The organism is Shewanella zhangzhouensis, from assembly GCF_019457615.1.
Classification (GTDB): Bacteria; Pseudomonadota; Gammaproteobacteria; order Enterobacterales; family Shewanellaceae; genus Shewanella; species Shewanella zhangzhouensis.
Map to the genome: position 1 here is coordinate 1,956,401 of NZ_CP080414.1, position 22,397 is coordinate 1,978,797.

20 protein-coding genes are annotated in these 22,397 nt (G+C 52.3%); 13 read left to right on the forward strand and 7 right to left on the reverse strand.

Features of this window, described 5'->3' with window-relative positions; translation table 11 throughout:
• Nucleotides 1-97 precede the first annotated feature (97 nt).
• Nucleotides 98-1,012, forward strand: a complete 915-nt coding sequence (locus tag K0H63_RS08410) for a LysR family transcriptional regulator (RefSeq protein ID WP_011759685.1) — start codon at nt 98-100, stop codon at nt 1,010-1,012.
• A gap of 106 nt (nt 1,013-1,118) precedes the next feature.
• A complete protein-coding gene (locus K0H63_RS08415; RefSeq protein WP_126166732.1) occupies nt 1,119-1,913 on the forward strand; it encodes a TIGR00266 family protein in 795 nt (264 codons plus the stop codon).
• A gap of 76 nt (nt 1,914-1,989) precedes the next feature.
• On the opposite strand, the gene K0H63_RS08420 is transcribed toward K0H63_RS08415, so the two are convergent.
• Both K0H63_RS08420 and K0H63_RS08425 read right to left on the reverse strand, forming a co-directional pair.
• Nucleotides 1,990-2,349 (reverse strand): hypothetical protein, encoded by a 360-nt coding sequence (locus K0H63_RS08420; RefSeq protein ID WP_220067551.1) that lies wholly within the window; start codon nt 2,347-2,349, stop codon nt 1,990-1,992.
• A gap of 32 nt (nt 2,350-2,381) precedes the next feature.
• Nucleotides 2,382-2,852: an EVE domain-containing protein gene (locus K0H63_RS08425; protein WP_220067552.1), complete on the reverse strand. Its 471-nt coding sequence runs from the start codon at nt 2,850-2,852 to the stop codon at nt 2,382-2,384.
• A 199-nt stretch (nt 2,853-3,051) separates the two neighbouring features.
• On the opposite strand from K0H63_RS08425, the gene K0H63_RS08430 reads away from it, so the two are divergent.
• Complete coding sequence (locus K0H63_RS08430; RefSeq protein ID WP_220067553.1) at nt 3,052-3,831, forward strand: substrate-binding periplasmic protein; 780 nt, start codon at nt 3,052-3,054, stop codon at nt 3,829-3,831.
• Between the two features lie 8 nt (nt 3,832-3,839).
• Here K0H63_RS08430 and K0H63_RS08435 read toward each other — a convergent pair whose 3' ends face one another.
• A complete protein-coding gene (locus tag K0H63_RS08435) occupies nt 3,840-4,247 on the reverse strand; it encodes a YccF domain-containing protein (RefSeq protein WP_220067554.1) in 408 nt (135 codons plus the stop codon).
• 233 nt (nt 4,248-4,480) lie between these two features.
• Here K0H63_RS08435 and K0H63_RS08440 point away from each other — a divergent pair, with 233 nt between their 5' ends.
• Nucleotides 4,481-5,392 (forward strand): pyridoxal-phosphate dependent enzyme, encoded by a 912-nt coding sequence (locus K0H63_RS08440; RefSeq protein WP_220067555.1) that lies wholly within the window; start codon nt 4,481-4,483, stop codon nt 5,390-5,392.
• Nucleotides 5,393-5,501: 109 nt separating this feature from the next.
• Here the strand turns inward: K0H63_RS08440 and K0H63_RS08445 are convergent, their stop codons facing one another.
• Entirely contained in the window at nt 5,502-5,675 is a 174-nt protein-coding gene (locus K0H63_RS08445) for a hypothetical protein (RefSeq protein WP_086015245.1), read from the reverse strand.
• A gap of 372 nt (nt 5,676-6,047) precedes the next feature.
• Here K0H63_RS08445 and K0H63_RS08450 point away from each other — a divergent pair, with 372 nt between their 5' ends.
• On the forward strand, nt 6,048-7,652 hold the full coding sequence (locus K0H63_RS08450) for a mechanosensitive ion channel family protein (RefSeq protein ID WP_220067556.1): 1,605 nt from the start codon (nt 6,048-6,050) through the stop codon (nt 7,650-7,652).
• A gap of 157 nt (nt 7,653-7,809) precedes the next feature.
• Here the strand turns inward: K0H63_RS08450 and K0H63_RS08455 are convergent, their stop codons facing one another.
• The 3 genes from K0H63_RS08455 to K0H63_RS08465 are packed head-to-tail and all read right to left on the reverse strand — an operon-like array spanning nt 7,810 to nt 11,681.
• Complete coding sequence (locus K0H63_RS08455) at nt 7,810-10,425, reverse strand: PqiB family protein (protein WP_220067557.1); 2,616 nt, start codon at nt 10,423-10,425, stop codon at nt 7,810-7,812.
• Nucleotides 10,412-11,041: a paraquat-inducible protein A gene (locus K0H63_RS08460; RefSeq protein ID WP_220067558.1), complete on the reverse strand. Its 630-nt coding sequence runs from the start codon at nt 11,039-11,041 to the stop codon at nt 10,412-10,414. The genes K0H63_RS08455 and K0H63_RS08460 overlap by 14 nt, the downstream gene beginning before the upstream one ends.
• Nucleotides 11,034-11,681, reverse strand: a complete 648-nt coding sequence (locus K0H63_RS08465; protein ID WP_434086754.1) for a paraquat-inducible protein A — start codon at nt 11,679-11,681, stop codon at nt 11,034-11,036. Before K0H63_RS08465 ends, K0H63_RS08460 begins: the two co-directional genes overlap by 8 nt.
• 157 nt (nt 11,682-11,838) lie before the next feature.
• Between K0H63_RS08465 and K0H63_RS08470 the strand changes: the two genes are divergently transcribed.
• The 8 genes from K0H63_RS08470 to K0H63_RS08505 all read left to right on the forward strand — a co-directional run bounded on the left by K0H63_RS08470 (nt 11,839) and on the right by K0H63_RS08505 (nt 22,378).
• Nucleotides 11,839-12,126, forward strand: coding sequence for a YebG family protein (locus K0H63_RS08470; RefSeq protein ID WP_220067559.1), 288 nt, complete (start codon nt 11,839-11,841; stop codon nt 12,124-12,126).
• An 18-nt stretch (nt 12,127-12,144) separates the two neighbouring features.
• The gene (locus tag K0H63_RS08475) at nt 12,145-12,606 is read left to right on the forward strand and encodes a GAF domain-containing protein (protein ID WP_220067560.1); all 462 of its coding nucleotides are present in this window, start codon (nt 12,145-12,147) and stop codon (nt 12,604-12,606) included.
• A gap of 253 nt (nt 12,607-12,859) precedes the next feature.
• The gene (proQ, locus tag K0H63_RS08480) at nt 12,860-13,519 is read left to right on the forward strand and encodes an RNA chaperone ProQ (RefSeq protein ID WP_220067561.1); all 660 of its coding nucleotides are present in this window, start codon (nt 12,860-12,862) and stop codon (nt 13,517-13,519) included.
• A 29-nt stretch (nt 13,520-13,548) separates the two neighbouring features.
• The gene (prc, locus tag K0H63_RS08485) at nt 13,549-15,594 is read left to right on the forward strand and encodes a carboxy terminal-processing peptidase (RefSeq protein WP_220067562.1); all 2,046 of its coding nucleotides are present in this window, start codon (nt 13,549-13,551) and stop codon (nt 15,592-15,594) included.
• Between the two features lie 105 nt (nt 15,595-15,699).
• Nucleotides 15,700-18,258: an aminopeptidase N gene (gene pepN / locus K0H63_RS08490; RefSeq protein WP_220067563.1), complete on the forward strand. Its 2,559-nt coding sequence runs from the start codon at nt 15,700-15,702 to the stop codon at nt 18,256-18,258.
• A 138-nt stretch (nt 18,259-18,396) separates the two neighbouring features.
• Nucleotides 18,397-18,615, forward strand: a complete 219-nt coding sequence (locus tag K0H63_RS08495) for a DUF2835 domain-containing protein (protein WP_220067564.1) — start codon at nt 18,397-18,399, stop codon at nt 18,613-18,615.
• Nucleotides 18,616-18,925: 310 nt separating this feature from the next.
• A complete protein-coding gene (locus K0H63_RS08500; RefSeq protein ID WP_220067565.1) occupies nt 18,926-21,001 on the forward strand; it encodes a DUF1302 domain-containing protein in 2,076 nt (691 codons plus the stop codon).
• A 12-nt stretch (nt 21,002-21,013) separates the two neighbouring features.
• Nucleotides 21,014-22,378 (forward strand): DUF1329 domain-containing protein, encoded by a 1,365-nt coding sequence (locus tag K0H63_RS08505; protein ID WP_220067566.1) that lies wholly within the window; start codon nt 21,014-21,016, stop codon nt 22,376-22,378.
• Nucleotides 22,379-22,397 lie beyond the last annotated feature (19 nt).

The window sequence follows — 22,397 nt, forward strand, 5'->3', positions numbered from 1 at the left end:
CAAAAAAAAGAATAATTAATCGGTAATCACCATCTAAAAAATAGATGGTAAAGGTCGCGTTACGCTTTTGTTCATTGTCTGAGCCGGGAGAGGGCCGATGCGCATCGATGTGGATGCCTTTAAGGTATTGGAAGTACTGGTGGAAGAGGGCAGCTTTGCCAAGGCGGCAGAGCGGCTGCACAAGGCCCAGTCGGCGGTGAGCTACCAGATTAAAAAACTCGAGCAGCACCTGGGCGTGAGTCTGCTCTCGAGGGAACAGTACCGCGCCGAGCTGACCGCGGAAGGGCGGGTGATTTTGGCCGAAGGCCAGCGGCTTTTGTCCCACCTTGCCAATATCGAGCATCTGGCCAGCCGTTTCAGTGAAGGCTGGGAGCCCAAGCTTGAGCTTGTGATTGACGGCGCCTTGCCGATGGAGCCGATTATGACGGCACTCAAACGTATGGCCGAGCATCAAATTCCCACCAAAATTCAGCTCAATATGGAGTTCCTTGGCGGGGTGCAGCACAGATTCGAGCGCGACAATGCCGATTTGATGCTGGTAAAAGACTACCGCACCGGCCCCTATTATTACGCCAAACCCCTGCCGGCCATCACCAGCGTGTTGCTGGCGGCGCCCCATCACCCGCTGGCGGGGCGTAAAGCGCTCACCCTCACCGAGCTTCAGCAACACGTAGAGCTGACGATCGAAGACTCATCGCCAGTGAAAACCTACCGTGACGAGCTGCAGTTTGGTGGCGATAAAGTCTTTTATCTCTCTGGTTTTATTATGAAAAAGAACGCGCTGTTAAAAGGCCTGGGCTTTGGTTGGATGCCGGACTTTTTGGTGCGTGATGAGCTTAAAGCGGGACTGCTTACTGAAATTGATTTTGTTGGCGGCAGCCGTTACACCTTCGTGCCGCAGTTGGTGTCGACCCTCGAGCGCCCCCTGGGCCGCGCCGGCAGGCTCTTTACCGAACTGATTTTGGAAGAATTTGCCAAGGAGCCCATGGGGATCCCTGAGGGTCTGGGTTAATACCTTACTTAAGCTGTTGACACAGTTGTTTACATTTCGGCTCTGACAAGTGACATATTATGTCGTATGTTGAGCCACATCCGTTAAACGTCAGATGGGGAAAAGGATGATGAGACGTTGTCACGAAGTGGACTATGAAATTCGCGGCGAAAGCATGCAGCTGGTGGAAGTGGAGCTGGATCCCGGTGAAACCGTGATTGCCGAAGCAGGCGCTATGACCTACATGGAAGAGGGCATTCAGTTTGAGGCACGCATGGGCGATGGCTCGCAGCCTGAGTCCGGCTTTTTCGGTGCCCTGATGGGCGCGGGCAAGCGTATGCTCACCGGCGAGAGCCTGTTTATGACCCACTTTACCAACCAGGGGCACGGCAAGCGTCGGGTGGCGTTTTCAGCGCCATACCCGGGTACCTTGCTGGCGCTGGATATGGCTGAGCTCGGCGGTGAGCTTATTCTGCAAAAAGACAGCTTTCTGGCAGCTGCCCTTGGCACCCAAATCACCATGACCTTTAACAAGCGCCTGGGTACCGGCTTCTTTGGCGGTGAAGGCTTTATCATGCAAAAGCTCAAGGGCGATGGCATGGCCTTTGTGCACGCCGGTGGCACCCTTATCAAGAAGGAACTCAGAGGCGAGACACTGCGGGTGGATACCGGCTGTTTAGTGGGCTTTACCCCCGGCATCGATTACGACATTCAGCGCGCAGGCTCGCTTAAATCCATGGTCTTTGGCGGTGAAGGCCTGTTTCTGGCCACGCTGCAAGGTCATGGCACTGTATGGCTGCAAAGCCTGCCGTTCTCGCGCATGGCCGACCGTATTATTGCCCATGCGCCTTCGGCGGGTGGTTCCAGTAGGGGTGAAGGTTCGGTGCTTGGCGGCCTTGGCCGCATGCTGGATGGGGATTGATACGCTGGAGCGCAGAAATAAAAAGGGAGCCGGATGGCTCCCTTTTTACGTTGGCGTGACAGGCAGATTATCGATATTACTCGTTGATAATATCAATAATTTTGCGGGTTTTGTCGTGGATCTTAAAAAGCGAATCGTCGATGCGGATAGTCACGGCGCCATCGATACCGATTGGGCCCACCCGCACGCCACGGTCGTAGATGTCCAGATCCAGAATATCGCCGCGATTATACTTTTTCTGCCATCCGGGAGGCAGTGGCTCGCCCTTGGCAACCTTCTTTTGCAGACCGGGAGGCAAGTCTTTTCCATCTGAGCGGTACTCATTGTAGGACTTATCTTTATGGTCCTTGTGCTCTTTATGGTCCTTGTCGTTTTTGGCCATCGCACCTGTACTGAGTGCTGTCGCCAGCATCAAAAACATCCATTTGTTTTTCATCGGACTCTCCTGAACCTCATTTGAGGTACGCTTTAAAGGGATTCACCAGCCATCTGGTGGATGAGTTGCCAATGGATTTCATCCACTGGTTGTATGCTTAACCTTGAGCCTTTTTGTACCAGAAACATATCGGCCAGACCAGGGTGACTCTTGATGGCTGTCAGGGTCACAGGTTTTGCAAATTCTTTCACAAACCGTATATCCAGCTGGAGCCAGCGGGGCGCATCAGGACTGGATTTGGGATCGAAATAATCCGACTCAGGATCCCAGGCACTGCTATCAGGGTAGACTTCACTGGCTACTTCGGCGACGCCGACAACGGCGGGAACCTTGCAGCTGGAATGGTAGAAAAATACCTTATCACCAACTTTCATCGCATCCCGCATAAAGTTGCGGGCCTGATAATTGCGGATCCCATGCCAGCCTTCGGTTTGCTGTGGCCTGGCGGCCAGATCTCGGATGCTGAATTCATCAGGTTCCGATTTCATCAACCAGTAGTTCATTGCATTTCCACTTTTATTTGCAAGTGTTGCCAGTGTAAGGCCTACCGGGCGCGCTGCAAAGGGCGGCAGCAACTCCCCGAATACAAAGTGGGCAAGCTTTCCCACGCCTCGGCTATCAGTCTGAAGCTCCGGCTGGCGAGATTGCTATACTTTATTCTGAGTTTATTCAGAGGCCGGCCATATCGCCAAGACTAAGGTTATGCTGCCAAGACGACTGCTATCGAGTCCAATGCACTTCTTCAGGCCAATGTGGCTGGTGTTGATCCTGTTACTTGTCGGATTTTGCGTTGCCAACAGAGTAAACGCCACCGTAGTCAGGCTCACATCACTGCACTGGCCACCCTATTCGGGACAAGGTTTGCCATCCGAAGGCGCCGCTGTGGCTGTGGCAAAGGCCGCTTTTGCCGCCATGGGTTATCAACTCGAGGTGGACTTTTATCCCTGGAGCCGTGCCGTGAAACTGGCCCACCAAAGTAATACTCCCTATGTGGGCTATTTTCCCGAGTACTATTTCGACACAGTGCAATTTGTGTTTTCCCACCCCATGGGCATGAGTCCGTTGGGACTGCTTGAGCACAAGAGTCATCCTATCAGTTGGGTGTCGGTAAAGGATCTTCGCAACTACCGGTTGGGGGTTGTACAGGATTATGTGAATACTGAAGAGCTCGACAGGGCCATTGCCGACGATCTTCAGCCGGCTGAGCAGGTGACATCAGATGAGTTCAACATCAAAAAGGTCGCAGCGGGTCGTATCGATGCGGCCGTGATAGATGTTTACGTCATGCGCTATTTGCTCAAACAGAGCAGGCTGCAGGGCGTGGCCGATAAAGTGCAAATTAACAGCCAATTATTGGCAAACAAGAACCTATATATAGCCTTTAAGAATACGCCGGAAGGACTTCGCTGGCAGGCCATTTTCAATGAAGGCCTGCAGCGAATTGATGCGGCAGAAGTGATGGCAGAGCACTTGCCTGAATAAGAAACACATCACGCGCGAGCAACGACAGTGCGCCCAATCGGGGTCAGGCTGAGCAGCGCCAGTTTAAGGTGCTGGATGCCGAATGGAATACCAATAATGGTGATAAAACAGGCCAGTGCGTGACCGATGTGACCAATGGCAAGCCAGATCCCAAACAGCAAAAACCAAATAACGTTGCCCACCATGCCAAGGGGGCCTGTCCCCAAATCTTCCAGCCCGGTAAGCTCGCGGCGGGACACATGGTCCTGTCCAAAGGGCCAGAATGCCATTTCGCCAATCACGAAACAGGCCCGTCCAAAGGGAATACCGATAATGCTGATAAAGCACAGCAGACCCGCAAGCCACCAAGCCAGCCCCATAACAAAGCCACCAAGTACAAACCACGCGATATTAAATATAAGCCTGAGCAGGGCCATAGGTTCTCCTCTAAAATATGCGTCTATCTTCGATTGATAGATGCTAAGCAAAATCAAGGCCATCTGTTTAATTGTAATAATATCAAAGATATATGGTTTTTACTTGCTGGGGAGTTGGTGTGTTTCACCATCCGGTTGGCATAAATTACCAGCTGTAAGCTGAAAGTCGGCGCAAGTCGCGTTAGACTTGGCGCCTGTTTGTCACCATATTCCTGTCTGAGAAGCGCTTACCCATGCCCAGCCCAAGCCCAGTCGAGCCATTTTCGTTTTTTGGCCACAATTTGTGGCTCAAGCGGGACGATGTGTTGCCAGAACCCTTCAGCGGCAATAAGGGACGTAAATTTGCCAGCTTGCTGACCGACCGCTTTGATGGTGTGCAAACCCTGATTGGTTATGGTTCGGCGCAGTCCAATTCGCTTTATTCGCTGGCGGCATTGGCAAGCAGGCGTGCTTGGCAACTGGAGTTCTACGTCGATCACATTGCCGCCAGCATCTATCAGGGTGAAGAGGGCAACTACGGCGGTGCACTGGCCCTGGGCGCCCAGATAGTTACAGTGCCAGAGCAAAACATGTCCCCCCGTGAATACATTGAGTCAATTCGCTTAAAGCAGGTGGACGCTGACGCTTGTCTTTATGTGCCGGAAGGTGGCCGATGTGCCCTCGCACGCGCGGGTGTACATGCTCTGGGTCGAGAAATTGCCGATTGGGCCGCCGCCCGGGGCACGGCTGACCTCAAGGTGTTTCTACCGTCCGGCACTGGCACCACGGCACTTTACCTGAGCGAGTATTTTTATCAGCAGCACAGCGATATCAGGGTGGTGACTTGTCCTGTAGTGGGGGATGGCAATTATCTTATTGCCCAGTTCGCTGAATTAAGTACCGACAATCACGTTTACCCCGAGGTGGTTGGAGACGCCCATCATTACGCCAAACTCAAGCGTGAAGAGCTGGAGATATGGATGACGATGCGTCGCCAGGGGCTGGAATTTGAGCTTTTGTACGACCCTTGCGGGCTGCTGGTATTGAAGTCATTGCTGGATGCCAATGCTGAGGGAAACTGGCTGTACCTGCACCAGGGAGGGCTCAGGGGGAATGTGTCCATGTTGCCCCGCTACCGGCGCAAGTTTGCACAGCTATTCGAATAAGATGTCGCCTGAGCGGAAAGCACCTGTGAAATCGTGCTCTCTGCGCAGGCGTTGGGTATCGCTTGGGAAAGTGAGAGGAATAGGGAAATTCCCAGCGAACGGCTATTGATTACTTATTGCTGCTCAGCAGCCACTTCATGAATCTCAGCGCTTCGGTGCGCTTCGAGAAGGTCCGCCTGTTTTTACCGTGCTTGTCGGTAAAGGCGATTGAGCTTTTATTGAGGGAGATGGAATCTACCGGAAATGCCACGCTGATTTCATGGCCATCTAATTTGTATGACATAAGCCACACTCCTTGTTTCTTTGTCGCCATTTAAGGGCGAAATTAATCTAACTATAAAATATCCTTAGCAAAAATATGCAAAAGACGGTTGTGAGGACCACCGAGACTAGCGTATTGATGCCAGGTTTGCAAGTTAGCCGCCCCGATGACGTTAATCGACAACGCCTGGCTTGGGGCGATTCAGTGCATTTGAGCAGAGTCAGATGACGCTGGGATGACAATGACAAGAAACTTAATCCACAGAATTGCCACCAGCCGCCACTTCGGGTGCCTGTGGCTGCAATTGCCGACGTAAAACCTGTGGTTACAACACTGTGAAAATATTGTGCCGGTGATAATATCCAGAGGTTACCCGAGTGATGGAATCGTACTATGAAACGGATTTATCAGGTTTTTATCCTGTTTTGTTTTGGATTGTTCACCAGTTTGAGCGCGGCCAATTCATCCCTGACCTTGATGCAGGCATTGGATAAGTCCAATGAGATAGAGGAGGTGCAAGCCCCGACGCCCGAGCAATACCCATACCGTGACCTTTTGTGGCGGGATACCCCCAGAGGTGCATTACAGGGGTTCTTGAAGGCTGCCTGGGATCAGGATTACGCCCGGGCTTCGGAGTATTTGGACTTGCGATTTTTACCGGGGCGAATGAGCCCGGCCCAAGGGGAAAAGTATGCCCGGGATCTGCAAGCCATCCTGGACCGTAACATCTGGATTGACCTGGATACAGTGAATGACACCCCGCAGGGCAATGAGCAGGATAATCTGCCTGCCTATCGCGATGTATTTGCCCGTATTCAGGTGGGTAACAAGGATGCGGTGTTTTTTCTGCAGAGAGTGCCTGATGCCGACATCGGCAGTATCTGGAAGATCTCCAATGCCACCATAGCTCAGGTGCCAACACTCTACGAAAAGCTGGGCTATGGCCCCTGGGTTGAATGGTTTATTGCTCACGTGCCAGAGGGGCGACTATTCAGGCTTAACCTTTGGGAATGGGCTTTTATGCTGACATTCCTGGCGGCATCATTGCTGTTGGTGATCCCGGTTGCCTGGATAGTGAAATGGCTGCTGCTAAGGACCCAATGGCAGCACCGTGAGGAAACGGCCCGGATAGTCACTGGGCCACTGTGCTTTTTTGTGGCAGTGGTACTGAATAAGGCAGCAATTCTGCAAACGACCTTGCCGGTAATGACCAAAGAGCTTATCGACACCGGGGTGTTTTTAGTGCTGACATTGGTGTGGCTGCTCTGGTCGCTGATGGGGCTCATGCAAAGTGTACTCAAGGCACGCTGGACGGAAAAGGGCAGCAAGCAGGCTGCCTCCCTGCTGCGGCCATTGACCAATTTTTTCCGCATTTTTATGTTGGCAATGGTGTCGCTGATTTGGTTGCAACACCTGGGGTTCAATGTGGGGGCAATTCTGGCGGGTATGGGCATTGGCGGTATCGCGTTGGCATTGGCATCCAAACAGTCCATCGAAAACTTTATCGGCACTGTGACCCTGTATTCCTCTGCACCGCTCAAAGTAGGTAACCTGTGTAAACTTGGCAATTTGCGGGGCACAGTGGAAGAAATTGGCCTTCGCTGTACCCGTATTCGCACCCTCGACCGGTCTGTGATCCATATTCCCAATGCCAAGCTCGCGGAAATGGAAATCGAAAACATCTCAGAGCGGGAAAAAATCCGGTTTAAAACCGATATCCGCCTGGATTACAACACCAGTGCCGAGCAAATCAAAAAAATCACGGAAGATATCAAAGCCTTGCTTGAGACTACCGATAAGGTTAACGAAAAGCCCCTGCGGGTCACCTTCAGCGGTTTTGGCTTGCACGGTCTTGAAATCAATGTGTTTGCCTATGTGGGCACCACGAGTTTGCCCACCTACCAACAGGTGGCACACGAGCTGAATCTGGGCATTATGGAAATCGTGGCCAAACATGGCTCCAAGGTGGTGCCAGCCTTGGCTCCGGTAGCGCCTTAAGCTGGCGTTTCCATAAAACGTCCTGAATCATTATCGCTGCTATGTGGTGGCTTTGAGCACAGATAGCAGCGGTGTCAGTTAGTAGGTAGCAGTAGTAAAAAGGTCGCCATTGGCGACCTTTTTACTAATGAGGATACTATTTCATTTGACCTCTGGCTTATTGAGGCGCCCATGACAGCCAATCTTCGTGGGCCTCGGGATAAAGCACAAAGCGGCTGCCATTACCAAGCTGGTTATTGCCGGCAGTCGCAGCGCGGGTGGCGACACCAATTCCACCGGCCAGAATGGTTTCGAGTGATCCGGTTTGCACCTTGGCGCCGGAGAAGAGGCCAAATTCGACGCTCACCCCTGAGAGATCAAAAAACACGCTGCTGGCGTTGACCAGATGTCGGTACTCGGCGTCGATGTGGGCAAAAAGCTCAACCTGGCTGCCACTGCTGTTGAGGGCATAGCCGTCGATAGCGCCGATGGCAACACCGCGATAGAAGATTTGACTGCCTGCTTTCAGTGAACCCAGGGATGGCCGCTCGAGTGTTAGCTTGAGCGCATCTTCTGCCACATTGGCGTAGTGGGGTGCTCGGGTGGTGACCTTAAAGCGCTGCAGGCGGGTCGCAGCGTTACCGGGCAAAACGGAGATAAAGGGCCCGGTGAGTATGGCTTCCGGAGCCTTGATGCCCTGCAATGAAATCTGCACATCTTCCAGCAGATAACGGCTGTCTTCACGGCTAAAGTTATCGGCGTATTCGCCGTAGAGGTAGGCGTGTGCAATGAGCTCACGTAAATCCGACGACAGCTTAACTTCGGTGACTTCGCCTATCTGATGCCCCTGAAAACGGATAGGTGCGCCGGCCGCCAGGCGGGAGTCAGCGCTCATCACCAGTTCGACCGGGTTCGCCTGCGCCAGTGCAAGCGTCTCAGACTCATAAAGATGGCCTGGATTTTTTGCCTCACCCTGTTGCAGCAGGCCAATGGCGATGCCGCCACTGATAAGACCGGGCAGGGTAGCCACGTCTACTTTCAGGCCCTTGAGACTGGCATCCACAGAAATGGCACTGTGTTTCCAGTAAAGCGTATTGGGGCCAATCAGACGGTTAAAGGTACTGTCGATGGCAAGCTCAATATTGAATACATCCGCATCGGGCTGCCACTTAACCTGGGTCACTTCCCCTATGTGCATCTTCTTGTAATAAACCGGGCTTGCGACCTCAATACCGGCGCCTTCAATACTTTGCAGCTTTACCTTGATTCGCTGTGTTGGCGCCTTGGCGGCCAGCGCTTCGTCATCTGATGCGTAGAGGCGCAGTTCATCCTTATCTGAGAGGGTACCACCGCTGCCACTTACCAGTCTGAGTGCGCCATTGAGTAAGGTGGAGGTATCTCCCACGGCAAACTTCACCCCTTTGAGGGATGCATCGAGGCTTACCCGGGACTCTGTGACCAGGTAACTGCCACGGGTCAGCAAACGTTTGAATTCAGGCTGTATTTCGGCCTGATACTCCACAGAACCCAAATCCTCAGCGAGTTTTACCTGGGTTACCTCACCAATGGGTAGATTGCGGTAGCGTATTTCGGCGCCAACCTGCGCTCCCTGGCCTTTGTCACTGCGAATAAGGAGATGGGCCTTGTCGGCATACATAAAGTCGGGTGCCTTGTCCTCGAGGACATAGCTACCCTGCATGTTGCCTTCACCGGGCATTAGGGCAATCACATCGCCGGTAATCAGCCTGGCCGCGTGCTTTATTCCGCCAAGAGACACCTCAGCGCCTTCGCGCCAGAAGCGGCTGTCCTGACCTATTAAATCGCCGTGGGCGTTATTGATAAAAACGGTCAGAGTGACGCCTGTATCAGTTAGCCTGGTGTCGGTAACCTTGCCGACTTCAAGGCCGCGATACACGACCACGCTGCCCACATTGAGGCCATCGGCATTGGTTGTTGTCAGTTCCAGTGAGTGTCCGCCAAGCGCATCAGCCTCTGTGCTGTGCAGCACAAAGCTGTCACCGTGGCTGGCGCTCATTCCGGCATCGGAGCTGCTGAAACTGATCCCCCCTGCAAGCAGCGTCGCGAGGCTTTCGCTTTCAACCTTGATACCTTTTAACGACGCATCGATGCTCATGCCGGAGACGTTCCAGAAACGGCTGTCTTTTTTCACCAGATGTGCGTATTGGTCCTGAATGAAGGCCCCTATGATGATTCTCTGATTGCCTTCGAGGCGATAACTCACCACGTTGCCCACAGGAATTTGCCGAAAATAGACACCCGAGCCCACATCCAGTGAACCGAGTCTGTCGGTACTGAGTTCCACCAATATGCCTTCGTTGCCGGGGGCCAATGGCGGTGCCTCTCTCAGGGCGTCGAAACGGGTAACGCTATCGCCATCCCCCGGCTGCACCGCGATATAGTTTCCGGAGAAGAGGGCATCGAGGCCGGACACCCCGGTAATGGAGGCCTTGGGTGATACCAGCCAGAATTGGGTGTTTTCTTTAAGATACGGTGTTGAGCGATAGTCCATCATCACGGTGACGTTGACGCCTTTAAGGTCTTCGTCCATGGCTATATCGGTCACCTTACCGACAGTCAGTCCCTGATATTTGACCAGGGTTTTGCCTACATCGATTCCGGAAGCGCTGGGGAAATGAATAAAAATTTCGACGCCGGACTCGCGAATACTCTTGATACCAAGCCAGGCTGCAAGGGCAAGTGCGACCAGAGGCAGCAGCCACACCGGCGAGAACAGTTTCTTCTTGACTACCTTGGGTGCTTCAATATTTGTCATCTTCTAAGTCCAGTCGATCCCAGAGTAAACGCGTATCCAATACCTTGGCCGCAAGCTGTGTCAGCAGAATCACCAGGGCAAATGCCGTTGCTGCCGGTGCGGGTTTGGCATCCAGCAATTGCCCCATGTTCACCAGGGCAACCGTTAATGAAATTACAAATAAGTCCAGCATGGACCAGCGTCCGATCCACTCAATAATGTGAAAGCCCGCCATTAGTCTGCGTTTGGACACCGGCAAGGAAAAACTGATGGCAGTGAGGTAGATGGCAAGCCCTATGATTTTCAGCCAGGGCACCAGAATACTCGCGGTAAAGACAATGATGGCGATAGGCAACATGTCTGAATGCACCAAATGCTTGATACCGCTGAATATGGTGTCGTGGGTCACCTTGCCCTGATTCACCAGGGTAGTAATGGGATACACGTTGGCAGGAATAAGCAAAATGGCGGCTGTGATAAGCAGTGCCCAGCTTTTTTGCACACTGGCGTAATCCCTGGCCTGGTTATTTGCTCCACAGCGGCTGCAAGTCTGTGCATTTTGCGGATTGGTTTTCTTACATACCGGGCAAAGACACAGGCCCATTTGTTTGCCGGTGGTCTGGACATTGTCAGTCATTCAGGCGGCCCCACATGTGCTCGATATTGTATTCCCGCTGCAAAAACAGAGTCACCAGGAACAGCATGGTGAAGGAAAACGTACCCACACCAAAGTAAATATCCGAGAAGTCGGATAATTGAAATGCTGAAACCAAAAAACTAATCACATAAATTTCCAGCATGGTGAGCTGGCTGAATAATCCATGGCGACGCAATAACCATTTATACAGGTCCCGTTGCCAACCGTAATTAAGACCCATTTTGACCAGCAGGACTTGTGACAAGATTGACAGCAGCAATAACCCCGGGCCTATGACAGCGGCAACAAGCACGGCAATGCCCACCACCCAGTAGCCGAGGTCCATGACAGCCATGGCACCCTGGATAACGGTTGCGGTGCGCACCGAGCCTAAAAAATGCAATTCGAGAACGGGAAACAGATTGGCAGGTAAAAAAAGTGCCAGTGCAGATACGCAAAGCGCCAACATCCCGTTGATAGAGCAGAAGGGGGTGTCATACAGCGCCGTATGGCAACGGGGGCATAGCGCCCTGACGCCACTGGGCAAGGCGCGGCGTCGCACGGCCAAATCACAGGCACGGCAGAGGATCACCGAATTGTCGATATCGTCATGATGCATAGAAGCGTATAGCAGATCCATGGATGACACAGGTTCCCCAGCCGGGGTGATGCCTGATTTTGCCTCCTCTGGAGGCGGTTTCAGCGTACGAGTGTATCAGATCATGTTAAACACTTGCATCCCCTGAAAAAAACTGTGACACTCTGTCACTGTATAAATAAACAGTGTGAGGGCTATCATGGCGGTAATCACTCAATTTGTGGTGGTCAGAGATGGGGTTGAGAAGATGACATTTACATCGAAAAAGGAGGCGGATGCCTACGACAAGATGCTGGATATCGCTGACAGCCTGATCCCATTTATCGACAATGCAGAATGTGGACTCGATGAGGCGACAACTGAAAAGTTGGCCTTCTATTTTGCCACCCACAAAGATGATTTATCATCCCTGCTGAAGGGCGCGTCTCCCAACGTGGCGACGGCACCGGTAAAAAAAGCAGCCCGTAAGGCTGCAGAGAATGACTGAATATCGGCAGGACATTGCATGAAACACGCGTTTTACGACACCTTAAACCGCCAGGCTGAGGCATTGCTCTCAGGCGAAGACGACATGGTCGCCGCCATGGCCAATTTCTCGGCGCTATTGAATGAACATATGGACGACCTGAATTGGGTCGGTTTCTATATTCGCCGTGAAGACACTTTGGTGCTGGGTCCCTTCCAGGGCAAGGTTGCCTGTACCCGTATTCCATGGGGCAAGGGCGTCTGTGGTACGGCCGCTGCAACGGACACAACACAGCGAGTCGCCGATGTGCATCAGTTTGATGGTCACATCGCCTGCGACTCCGCGTCTAACTCCGAAATTGTGGTGCCGGTAAGGCATCAGGGCAGGGTAATTGCCGTGCTCGATATCGACAGTCCCAGTTTTTCCCGCTTCGATGAGACAGATCAGGCAGGGCTCGAGACCTTGGTGAGAACCCTGGAAAAGGCCTTGTTCGGTCAATAAGTCGCCAGTTTTCGTCAAATCCCAGTCGCATTCGCCCAAGCGGTCACTATAATAGGCTGCTTGTGCGTCTGCCTCGGGATCATTTCCCGGCGAATAGTAAAAATTGTTAGCAATAGTTATTAACGCTTTGGCAAGCGCCCGGAAGATGCTAATTTGTGTGTTGGCCCTCGGGCTAACGTATAGAGAATAACCTATGTCCCGCAATCGCTTGCAATAAACCGGGCATACATACCTAGTAACTGTGGAAGTAAAGATGGAATCAACAGAAAAGTTGACCGACACCAATGCGATTCTCGCGTATTTATATGAAACCTTTCCTTTGTGCTTTGTGGCCGAGGGTGAAACCAAGCCACTGAAAATTGGATTGTTTCAAGATTTGGCTGAAAGGTTGGCTGATGATTCTAAGGTCAGTAAAACACAATTGCGTGTTGCCCTGCGCCGCTACACCAGCAGCTGGCGCTATCTGAAGTGCATCAAAGCCGGTGCGGTCCGCGTTGATTTGGACGGCAACCCATGCGGTGAGCTGGAGCAGGAACACATTGACCACGCACAGGCTACACTGAAAGAAAGTCAGGACAAGGCAAAGGCCAAACGTGCCGAGCGCAGCAAGGATGAGGGTGACGCCGCCGATAAAGCGCCTCGTAAGCCTAAGCGTAAGCCCCAGCCTCAAGCACGTCGTGACGCCAAGCCCGCTGCCAAAGACAAGCCCAAAGCTGCGCCTAAAGCGCCAGCGGCACCCGTCAATCTGGTGCCTGCCAAGCTTGAAGAGCTCAAGGTGGCCCAGCGTGTTAACGTGAAACTGGGCATGTCACCCGTGGCAGGTTCAATCGTGGACATCAATAAGGGCGATGTGCATGTACAGCTGGATTCAGGCTTGACAGTGAAAGTCCGCGCCGAGTATATACTGCTGTAATTCATTGAAGTTTAAGGAGTAGCTTGTTGATGCGAAAATTATCTCTGGCGGTATCCATTGCCGGGATCCTGGTAGGATCTTCTGCGTGGGCCATAGCGCCTGCCATTCAAATCGATGAGCTGCCCCAACTGGTGCAGGAGCCTCAGCACAAGGTGGCCTCTAAGCGGGTAGCGGATCTTTTTACCCGCTCGCACTACCACAGGTTCAGCCTGGATGATGCCTTCTCCGAGCAGATTTTCGACCGTTATCTTAAGCAGTTGGATTACCGTCGTAATGTGCTGACTCAAGCCGATGTGCAGAACTTCGAAAAGTATCGCCATCAGTTTGATGACATGCTGAAAAATGGCGATATGACAGGCGCCTACGACATGTTCGACCTGGCGCAAAAGCGCCGGTATGAAGGTTTTGTCTATGCACTGAGTCTGCTTGATAAAGAAATGGATTTTTCCCAGGCGGGTGATAAATACCAGTACGATCGTGAAGACGCTCCATGGGCCAAGGACGAAGCCGAAATTCAGGAGTTATGGCGTCAGCGCGTTAAGTATGATGCGCTGAACCTCAAGCTTACCGGTAAAAACTGGACTGAAATCGTTGATGTGCTGCAAAAGCGCTACAACAACGCCATCAAACGCCTGGGCCAGACCCAGAGCGAAGATGTCTTCCAGACCGTGATGAACGCGTTTTCACGCAGCATCGAGCCTCACACCAGCTATCTTTCCCCACGCAATGCCGAGCGTTTCCAAATGGAAATGAACCTCAGCCTCGAAGGCATTGGTGCTGTGTTGCAAATGGATGACGATTACACCGTTATCAAGAGCATGGTCGCCGGTGGTCCTGCCGCCAGCAGTGAAAAACTGTCGCCGGATGACCGCATCATAGGTGTGGGTCAGGAAGGTGGTGCCGTGGTGGACGTGATTGGCTGGCGTCTCGATGATGTGGTCGACCTTATCAAGGGCCCCAAAGGCAGCAAGGTCACACTGCAAATTCTACCCAAGAAAGGTGGTTCCAACGCCAAACCGGTCGAAGTGACCCTGGTCCGGGATAAGATACGCCTTGAAGATCGCGCTGCCACCTCCAAAGTGGTTGAGCCCAGCGAAGGTCAGTATGCCAACCGTAAAGTAGGCGTCATTCAGATCCCGGGCTTCTACATGAACCTGTCTCAGGATGTGGCTAAAGAGCTGCAAACCCTGAAAGAGGCGAAAGTCGAAGGGGTGATTATTGACCTGCGGGGCAATGGTGGTGGTGCCTTGACCGAAGCAGTATTGCTGACCGGACTCTTTATCGATATGGGGCCAGTGGTGCAGGTACGGGATGCCAACGGCCGTGTTTCCCAGCATAGAGACAATGATGGCAAGGTCACTTATTCAGGTCCTCTGACAGTGATGGTGGACCGTTACAGTGCGTCTGCGTCTGAAATTTTTGCCGCCGCCTTGCAAGACTACCAACGTGCGCTGATTGTCGGTGAGTCAACCTTCGGTAAGGGCACAGTTCAGCAGCACAAGGGCCTGGCACGCATATACGATCTGTACGAAAAACCCGTTGGCCACGTGCAATACACCATTCAGAAGTTTTACCGTATTAACGGTGGCAGCACCCAGCTTAAGGGGGTGACACCGGATATCCCATTCCCAAGTGCCCTCGAGCCCGGGGAATACGGTGAGGCTGAAGAAGATAACGCACTGCCGTGGGATAAGGTACCTGTGGCCCAGTACAGCACGGTGGATGCTATCAGTGCCCCCCTCATCGCTGAACTGGATGCCAGGCATCAGGGACGCATCAAGTCAGATGTGGAATTTGGCTATATTTATCAGGACATTGCTGAATATAAAAAGCACCACGATGAAAAGTCTGTCTCCCTGGTGGAAAGTGAACGCATCGCTGAGCGTGAAGCTGATGATAAGAAACAGCTAGATCGCACCAATGAGCGTCGTACCCGCGCTGGCCTGGATAAGGTCGCGAGCCTGGATGATATCGAGAAAGATATCGAAGCACCGGATCCACTGCTGGATGAAACTGCCTATATCACGCTGGATCTGGTCGATGCGGGCAAACTTGCAGCAACCAGTAAGCACTGATTTCAGGCTTTGATATAAAAAACGCGCTCCGGCGCGTTTTTTTTCAGGATAAGCCGTATCCTCTTACCCATAGAATTCGTCGAACACACTCTTAAAGGACCTGACATGTCAGAATTACAGGCCAAGCATTTAAAAGATTATCAGTCTCCCGCTTTCACCATATCTGAATTGGATATGTTGGTGGATTTGTACCCATCCGAGACACGGGTTATAGCCCGGAGCCAAGTGATCCGCTGCCGCGAAAATGAAGCCCTGTTGCTTGATGGAGAAGGGCTGGAACTCAAATCAGTCAAGGTAAACAACGACGCACATCCATATCAGATTGTCGCGGGTCAGTTACGTCTGGAAGGGCTGCCAGCAACCTTCGAGCTTGAGATTGAAACCCAGCTAGACCCTGTGGGCAATACCAGCCTCGAGGGGCTGTACATGTCAGATGGGGCTTACTGCACCCAGTGCGAGGCCGAAGGTTTTCGTCGTGTTACCTATTTCCTCGACCGCCCCGATGTGCTTGCCAAATACCGGGTGCGAATTGAAGCACCCAGGAAGGGGTTCCCTTACCTGTTGAGTAACGGTAACAAGGTCGAAGCAGGAGAGCTCGATGGCGACCGCCACTATGTGGTGTGGGAAGACCCATTCCCGAAACCAAGCTATTTGTTTGCCCTGGTTGCCGGTGACTTTGACTTGCTGCAAGACAGCTTCGTTACCCAGAGTGGCCGTGATGTGGCACTCGAAGTTTTCGTCGATAAAGGTAACTTGCATAAGGCCCATCATGCGATGGAAAGCCTTAAAAAATCCATGGCCTGGGATGAAAGCCGCTTCGGTCTTGAGTACGATCTCGATATCTACATGATTGTTGCTGTTGACTTTTTCAACATGGGTGCCATGGAAAACAAGGGCCTCAACATATTTAATACCAAATATGTTCTGGCCGACACCGAAAGCGCCACCGACGATGACTTCCACGGTATTGAGTCTGTGGTGGGGCATGAATACTTTCACAACTGGACCGGTAACCGGGTGACCTGCCGTGACTGGTTTCAGTTGAGCCTGAAAGAAGGGTTGACGGTGTTTCGCGATCAGGAGTTCAGCTCCGATGTTGGCTCCCGGGCGGTAAACCGTATTCAGGCAATTAAGGTTATTAAAAATCAGCAGTTTGCTGAGGACTCTGGCCCAATGGCGCATCCTATTCGCCCGAAAAGTGTGATTGAGATGAATAACTTCTACACGGTGACCGTCTACAACAAGGGCGCCGAAGTCATTCGTATGATGCATACCCTGCTGGGGGAGGCTGGCTTTCAGGCCGGGATGAAGCTGTATTTCCAGCGCCACGATGGTCAGGCGGTAACCTGTGATGATTTTGTCGCGGCCATGGAAGATGCAAGCGGCGTGGATTTGAGTCAGTTCCGTCTGTGGTATAACCAGGCCGGTACGCCAACGCTCAAGGTCTCTGACAGCTTTGATGTTAACAGTGGAGAATACCGCCTGGTCGTTCTGCAGCAGTTGCCGCCACAGGCGGGTGACGATGCCAAGCCCATGCACATTCCTTTTGATTTGGAGCTTATCGGTGAAGATGGCAAGTCTCTTGTAAACAAGGTGCTTGACGTTAAAGAAGCCCATAACGAGTTTGTGTTCGAGGGGCTCAGCGCCAGGCCGGTGCCGTCACTGCTGCAAAACTTTTCGGCGCCGGTGAAGTTGGAGTACGACTTTACCACAGCGCAACTTATCAGTTTGATGCGTCATGCAAGCTCGGAAGTGGCCCGCTGGGAAGCCTCGGTGAGCCTAATCAGCCGAGCCATTTGGGGTAACGTGAACACTCTCATCGCCGGCGGTGATATGGCGCTGGATACCCGTGTGGCCGATGCCTTCCGCGCCGTACTGCTGGATGAGGAACTCGACACTCAACTTGCCGCCGAAATTCTCAATCTTCCGTCTATCAACGCCTTGATTGAGCAGGTCGACAGTGTCAACTTCGATGCGCTGGTCTCGGCCCGGGCCTTTGTGCTGGAAGAGTTGTCGGCCAATCTGGAAGACGAGCTGTTGGTCCGCTACAGAGAACTTTATAACGTCGACACAGCGCCAGCGCGGGCCCTCAAGAATGCATGTCTTGCAATGCTTGCCCGGGGCGGTTTGTGCCCGGAAGAGTTGGTCGAAAAGCAGTTTAATGAAAGCAGCAACATGACAGATTCACTCGCAGCCCTTGGCGCAGCCATGGCCGGTGAGCACGACTGCCTGGATACCCTGCTAGAGCGGTTCGAGCAGCGCTGGGTCGATACACCTCTGGTGATGGATAAGTGGTTTATGCTACAAGCCAGTCGCCAGGATGATGCTGTTCTTGGCCGTATCGATGCACTGGTTAGCCATAAGGCATTCAGTCTCAATAACCCCAACCGTGTGCGTTCGTTGATTGGCTGCTTCGCCGCCAACAATCCGGTGCAATTCCACCGCGAAGACGGCGAGGGATATCGTCTTTTGACCCGTTACTTGAAGCAGCTTAACGGTGTAAACCCACAGGTGGCGGCGCGGATCATTACACCGCTCATTCAGTTCGGCAAATTTGATGAGGTCCGCAAGCAGAACATGAAAGCCTGTCTTGAGCAGCTGATCGCTTTGCCCGAGTTGTCCCGTGACTTGTACGAAAAGGTATCGCGGGCATTGTCGCAGTAATTGTTAACCTTTCTACGGTCAGAGCCTGTGTTATTGCCTCTTTTGGATGTGATGCACAGGTGCGCCGGATAAAGGCATTGGCGTTGATTGGGGCGTGGTGCCGACGTGGTGCCGCCCCTTCATTTTCGGAGTGCGAAATTGGAACTCTTTTTTCGGCTTAGTGTCGGCTTTAATGATTTTTTAAAATACTATCAAGGTGATGCAACCATGGTTGAAGTTAAAGACATTGAGGGCAGGGTACTTTGGATCAACGCCAGGCATTTTCGTCCCTACGTTACCCGCGACGGGATACAGGGACTTTTCCGCATGGAGCTCGATAAACAGGGTGAATTACAGTTGTTACAAAAATTAGAGTAATAACTTAAAACGTTTGATTTATTCGTCTTTAGCGAATTAGCTCGTCCGCAAGCGCCTAAGCTATTGAAAAAAACTGACTAATCCTACCAGTTGTGGCATACATTTCAGACAACTAAAAAAAATTCAAATTCACACCTTTCAGTTTGGCTGCCAATAGCACCTAAGTGCTCAATTCTTTAGAAAATTTTCTCCATACTCGCCTTGCCGTGAACGGGCAATTGCTGTAACAATGGTGTTACCTGTAGGCTAACCACATGTTGGTTGCAATACCTATAAAAAAGAATCCAGCAGGTTACGGAGAGAAGCTAACATGAAAAGTGTTAAAAAGGGTTTTAACAAGACGGCGCTTTCTTTGGGGGTTGCGTCAGCCCTGAGTCTGGGAAGTATTCCTGCTCAGGCCGTATCGTTCGATTGGGGCGAAGTGCAAGGGTCTTTCGACTCGACCTTCACCCTGGGTGCCAGCTGGCGCGTGGAAAAACGCGACTGGGACGGCCAAATCGGTAAGGTAAATCACCCCAGATTCGATTGGTCCAACTATTCTGCATTTGGCAACACCAAGTACACCTCGGCAGAAATCTGGGCTCAACCAGGTTCATACTCAAGTAACAACGACTTGAGCAACTTACTCTATTCCCAGGGCGACACCACTTCTGAAATTTTCAAAGGTTTGCATGAGCTGTCGCTGAAATACGAAAACTTCGGTCTCTTCGCCCGTGGCATGTATTTCTATGACCGCAAGCTTAACGACGGTGACTTCGGTTTTTCCGATCCCATCACAGGTCAAGAGTTTGATCCCTGTGCAGACAAACGCGCCAAGGAATTGCAGTGTAAGGACATCCGTCTGCTGGATGCCTTCGTCTATGCCAACTTTGACTTTAATGATGGCCAAAATCCGCTGACCGTTCGGGTCGGTAATCAGGTGGTCTCATGGGGCGAAAGTACGCTGATTGCCCATGGTATAGGTGTAATTAACCCGGTTGACCTGAACATCCTTAACGCCCCCGGTGCGGAGCTCAAAGAAGCTTTCCGTCCACAGGGTATGGTGTGGGCGTCTCTGGGGGTAACAGAAAACCTCAGTCTGGAAGCCTTTTATCAGTATGACTGGCAGCCAATTTGGGTCCCAACACCGGGTTCAATTTTTGCCACCAACGACTTTGCAGGCTATGGCGGGTATCAGCAAAACGCCCAGCTTGGCTTTAACGCCAACCCGGATATCAACCTGGACTTTATTCAGGCCGAGTATGAAAAGCTGGCACAGATGATTGTCGCCGGCGCGTTTTCATCTCCTGAAGGCACACAAAGCCTCATCCGTGCGGCGCTGGCCTATCCCACCAAGGTGACCCTGATTCAGGACGAAGCTGAGGCGAGCGATGATGGTCAATATGGTCTTAAGCTTGGGTACTACGCCCCTGAGCTGGGTGAGACCGAGTTTGGTCTTTACTACATGAACTACCACAGTCGTCGTCCGCTTATCAGTGGTACCGCGGCTAACTTTGACCTGGTCCCTCTGCTCACCGACATGACCACTGTGGGCATGAATGCCGGTAATATCGATCGCAACCTCATCCTCGGACTCGAAAGTTTCTCCAAGGCTCAGATTGTGTATCCAGAAGACATCCAGCTCTACGGGTTCAGCTTTAACACCCTGATTGGCGATACCTCGGTTGCCGGTGAAATTGCTCACCGTCAGGACGAGCCACTGCAAATCGATGACGTGGAACTCCTGTTTGCCGCCATGCCGCAGCAGCTGGCGAACTCCAACGTGGTCGGTGGTGATTACAGCTACCTTGATGGTCTGTCTCAGTACACCTCTTACTTCAATAAAGACGTGAATCCAGGTGATTATGCCGAAGGCTTTATCCGAGTGGATACCACTCAGGCTCAGTTCACCCTGACACACCTCTTTGGCCCAACTCTGGGTACTGACAACCTGACCATGCTTGCGGAAGTGGGCGGCATCTGGATCCACGACATGCCATCACCTGACGAGCTGCGTCTCAATGGTCCAGGCACTGCCCGCAGCGGCGGTAAAGAAGGGTACGAAGCCATTATTCAGGTGCTGCACAATGGCCCTGAAACCAACCCCTTCCCAACCGATTTTGCCTGGGGTTACCGTATTGTGGCCAAGGCCGACTATAACAACCTGTTCGCCGGTATCAACGTGTCGCCACGGGTTATCTGGTCACACGATGTTGACGGTATCACGCCAGACCCATTGTTCCTGTTCACCGAGGGACGCAAGTCAGTGGCTGTGGGTATCAACTTCGACTACCAGAGCCGTTGGGGCGCGGATTTGTCTTACAACAGCTTCTTCGGTGGTGTAGGTACCACCAACGCCATGAGCGATCGCGATTATGTGTCGTTCAATATCAAGTATTCTATCTAAAGGACAATAACAATGAAGAAACTTGCGATATTGTCTGCAGCGGTAATGTTTGCCTTGAGTGGCGGCGCTGCAGTGGCGAAAGTCTCCGAGGCCGACGCGGCCAAGTTGGGCACCAGCCTGACTCCCATGGGCGGTGAAATGGCTGCCAATGCCGATGGCTCTATCCCAGCGTGGAATGGTGGCATCACAGCCGCACCTGCCGGTTATAAAAAGGGCGACCACCATCCAGATCCTTATTCAGCCGACAAGATTGAATACACTGTGACCAAGGCTAATCTGGAGCAGTACAAGAGTTTGCTGACCCCCGGTCAAATCAAGCTGTTTGAGCTGTATCCCGATACCTTCAAAATGAACGTCTACAAAACCCAGCGCAGTGCTTCAGCTCCTCAGTGGGTTTACGATGCCACCAAGGCTAACGCATCCCGCGCCGAACTGGTTCAGGGTGGTAACGGTGTTTTGGGTGCCGCTGTCGGTATTCCATTCCCCATTCCACAAAATGGTCTCGAGGCTATCTGGAACCATATCCTGCGTTTCCGTGGCGTTGACATTGAAACCCAGCGTAACCAGGCTGCACCTGCCAAGGGCGGCGGCTATACCCTGGTTGAATTGTCTGAGCAGCTGCGCTTTGAATATTCACAGCCAGATATGACACCTGAAAAGCTTAAAGAAAACAACACGCTTGCGCTCTTTAAGCAGGTTGTGACCCAGCCAGCCCGTTTGGCCGGTACCGCGCTTTTGGTAAAAGAAACTCTGGATCAGGAAGCTCTGCCTCGTCAGGCATGGACCTATAACACCGGGCAGCGCCGGGTGCGCAAGGCGCCCAACGTGGCCTTTGATACCCCGGGTACAGTATCCGACGGTCTACGTACCACTGACGACTACGATATGTTTAACGGCTCTCCAAGCCGCTATAACTGGGAACTGGTCGGCAAGAAGGAAATCCTGATCCCGTACAACGACTACAAGTTGCACTCAGATAAGGTTAAGTACGACGACATCCTGACTCCGGGTCACATCAACCCTGATCTGGTGCGTTGGGAGAAGCACCGCGTGTGGGAAGTGAAAGCGACCCTGAAAGACGGCATGCGCCACATATACAAAACCCGCGTGTTCTTCCTGGATGAAGATTCCTGGCAGGTGTCAGCCACCGACATGTACGACAACCGTGATGAGCTCTACCGTGTGGCCTTTGCCCATGGCTTGAACTATTACGAAGTGCCCGCGCACTGGAGTACGCTGGAAGTGTTCCACGACCTGCAATCACGCCGTTATCTGGCCATTGGTTTGGATAATGAAGGTAGCATGTACGACTTCGATGCCAAGTTGTCTGCTTCAGACTTCACACCAGACGCACTGCGTCGTGAAGGCGTGCGTTAATTTTTATCAGCCAGTAAAC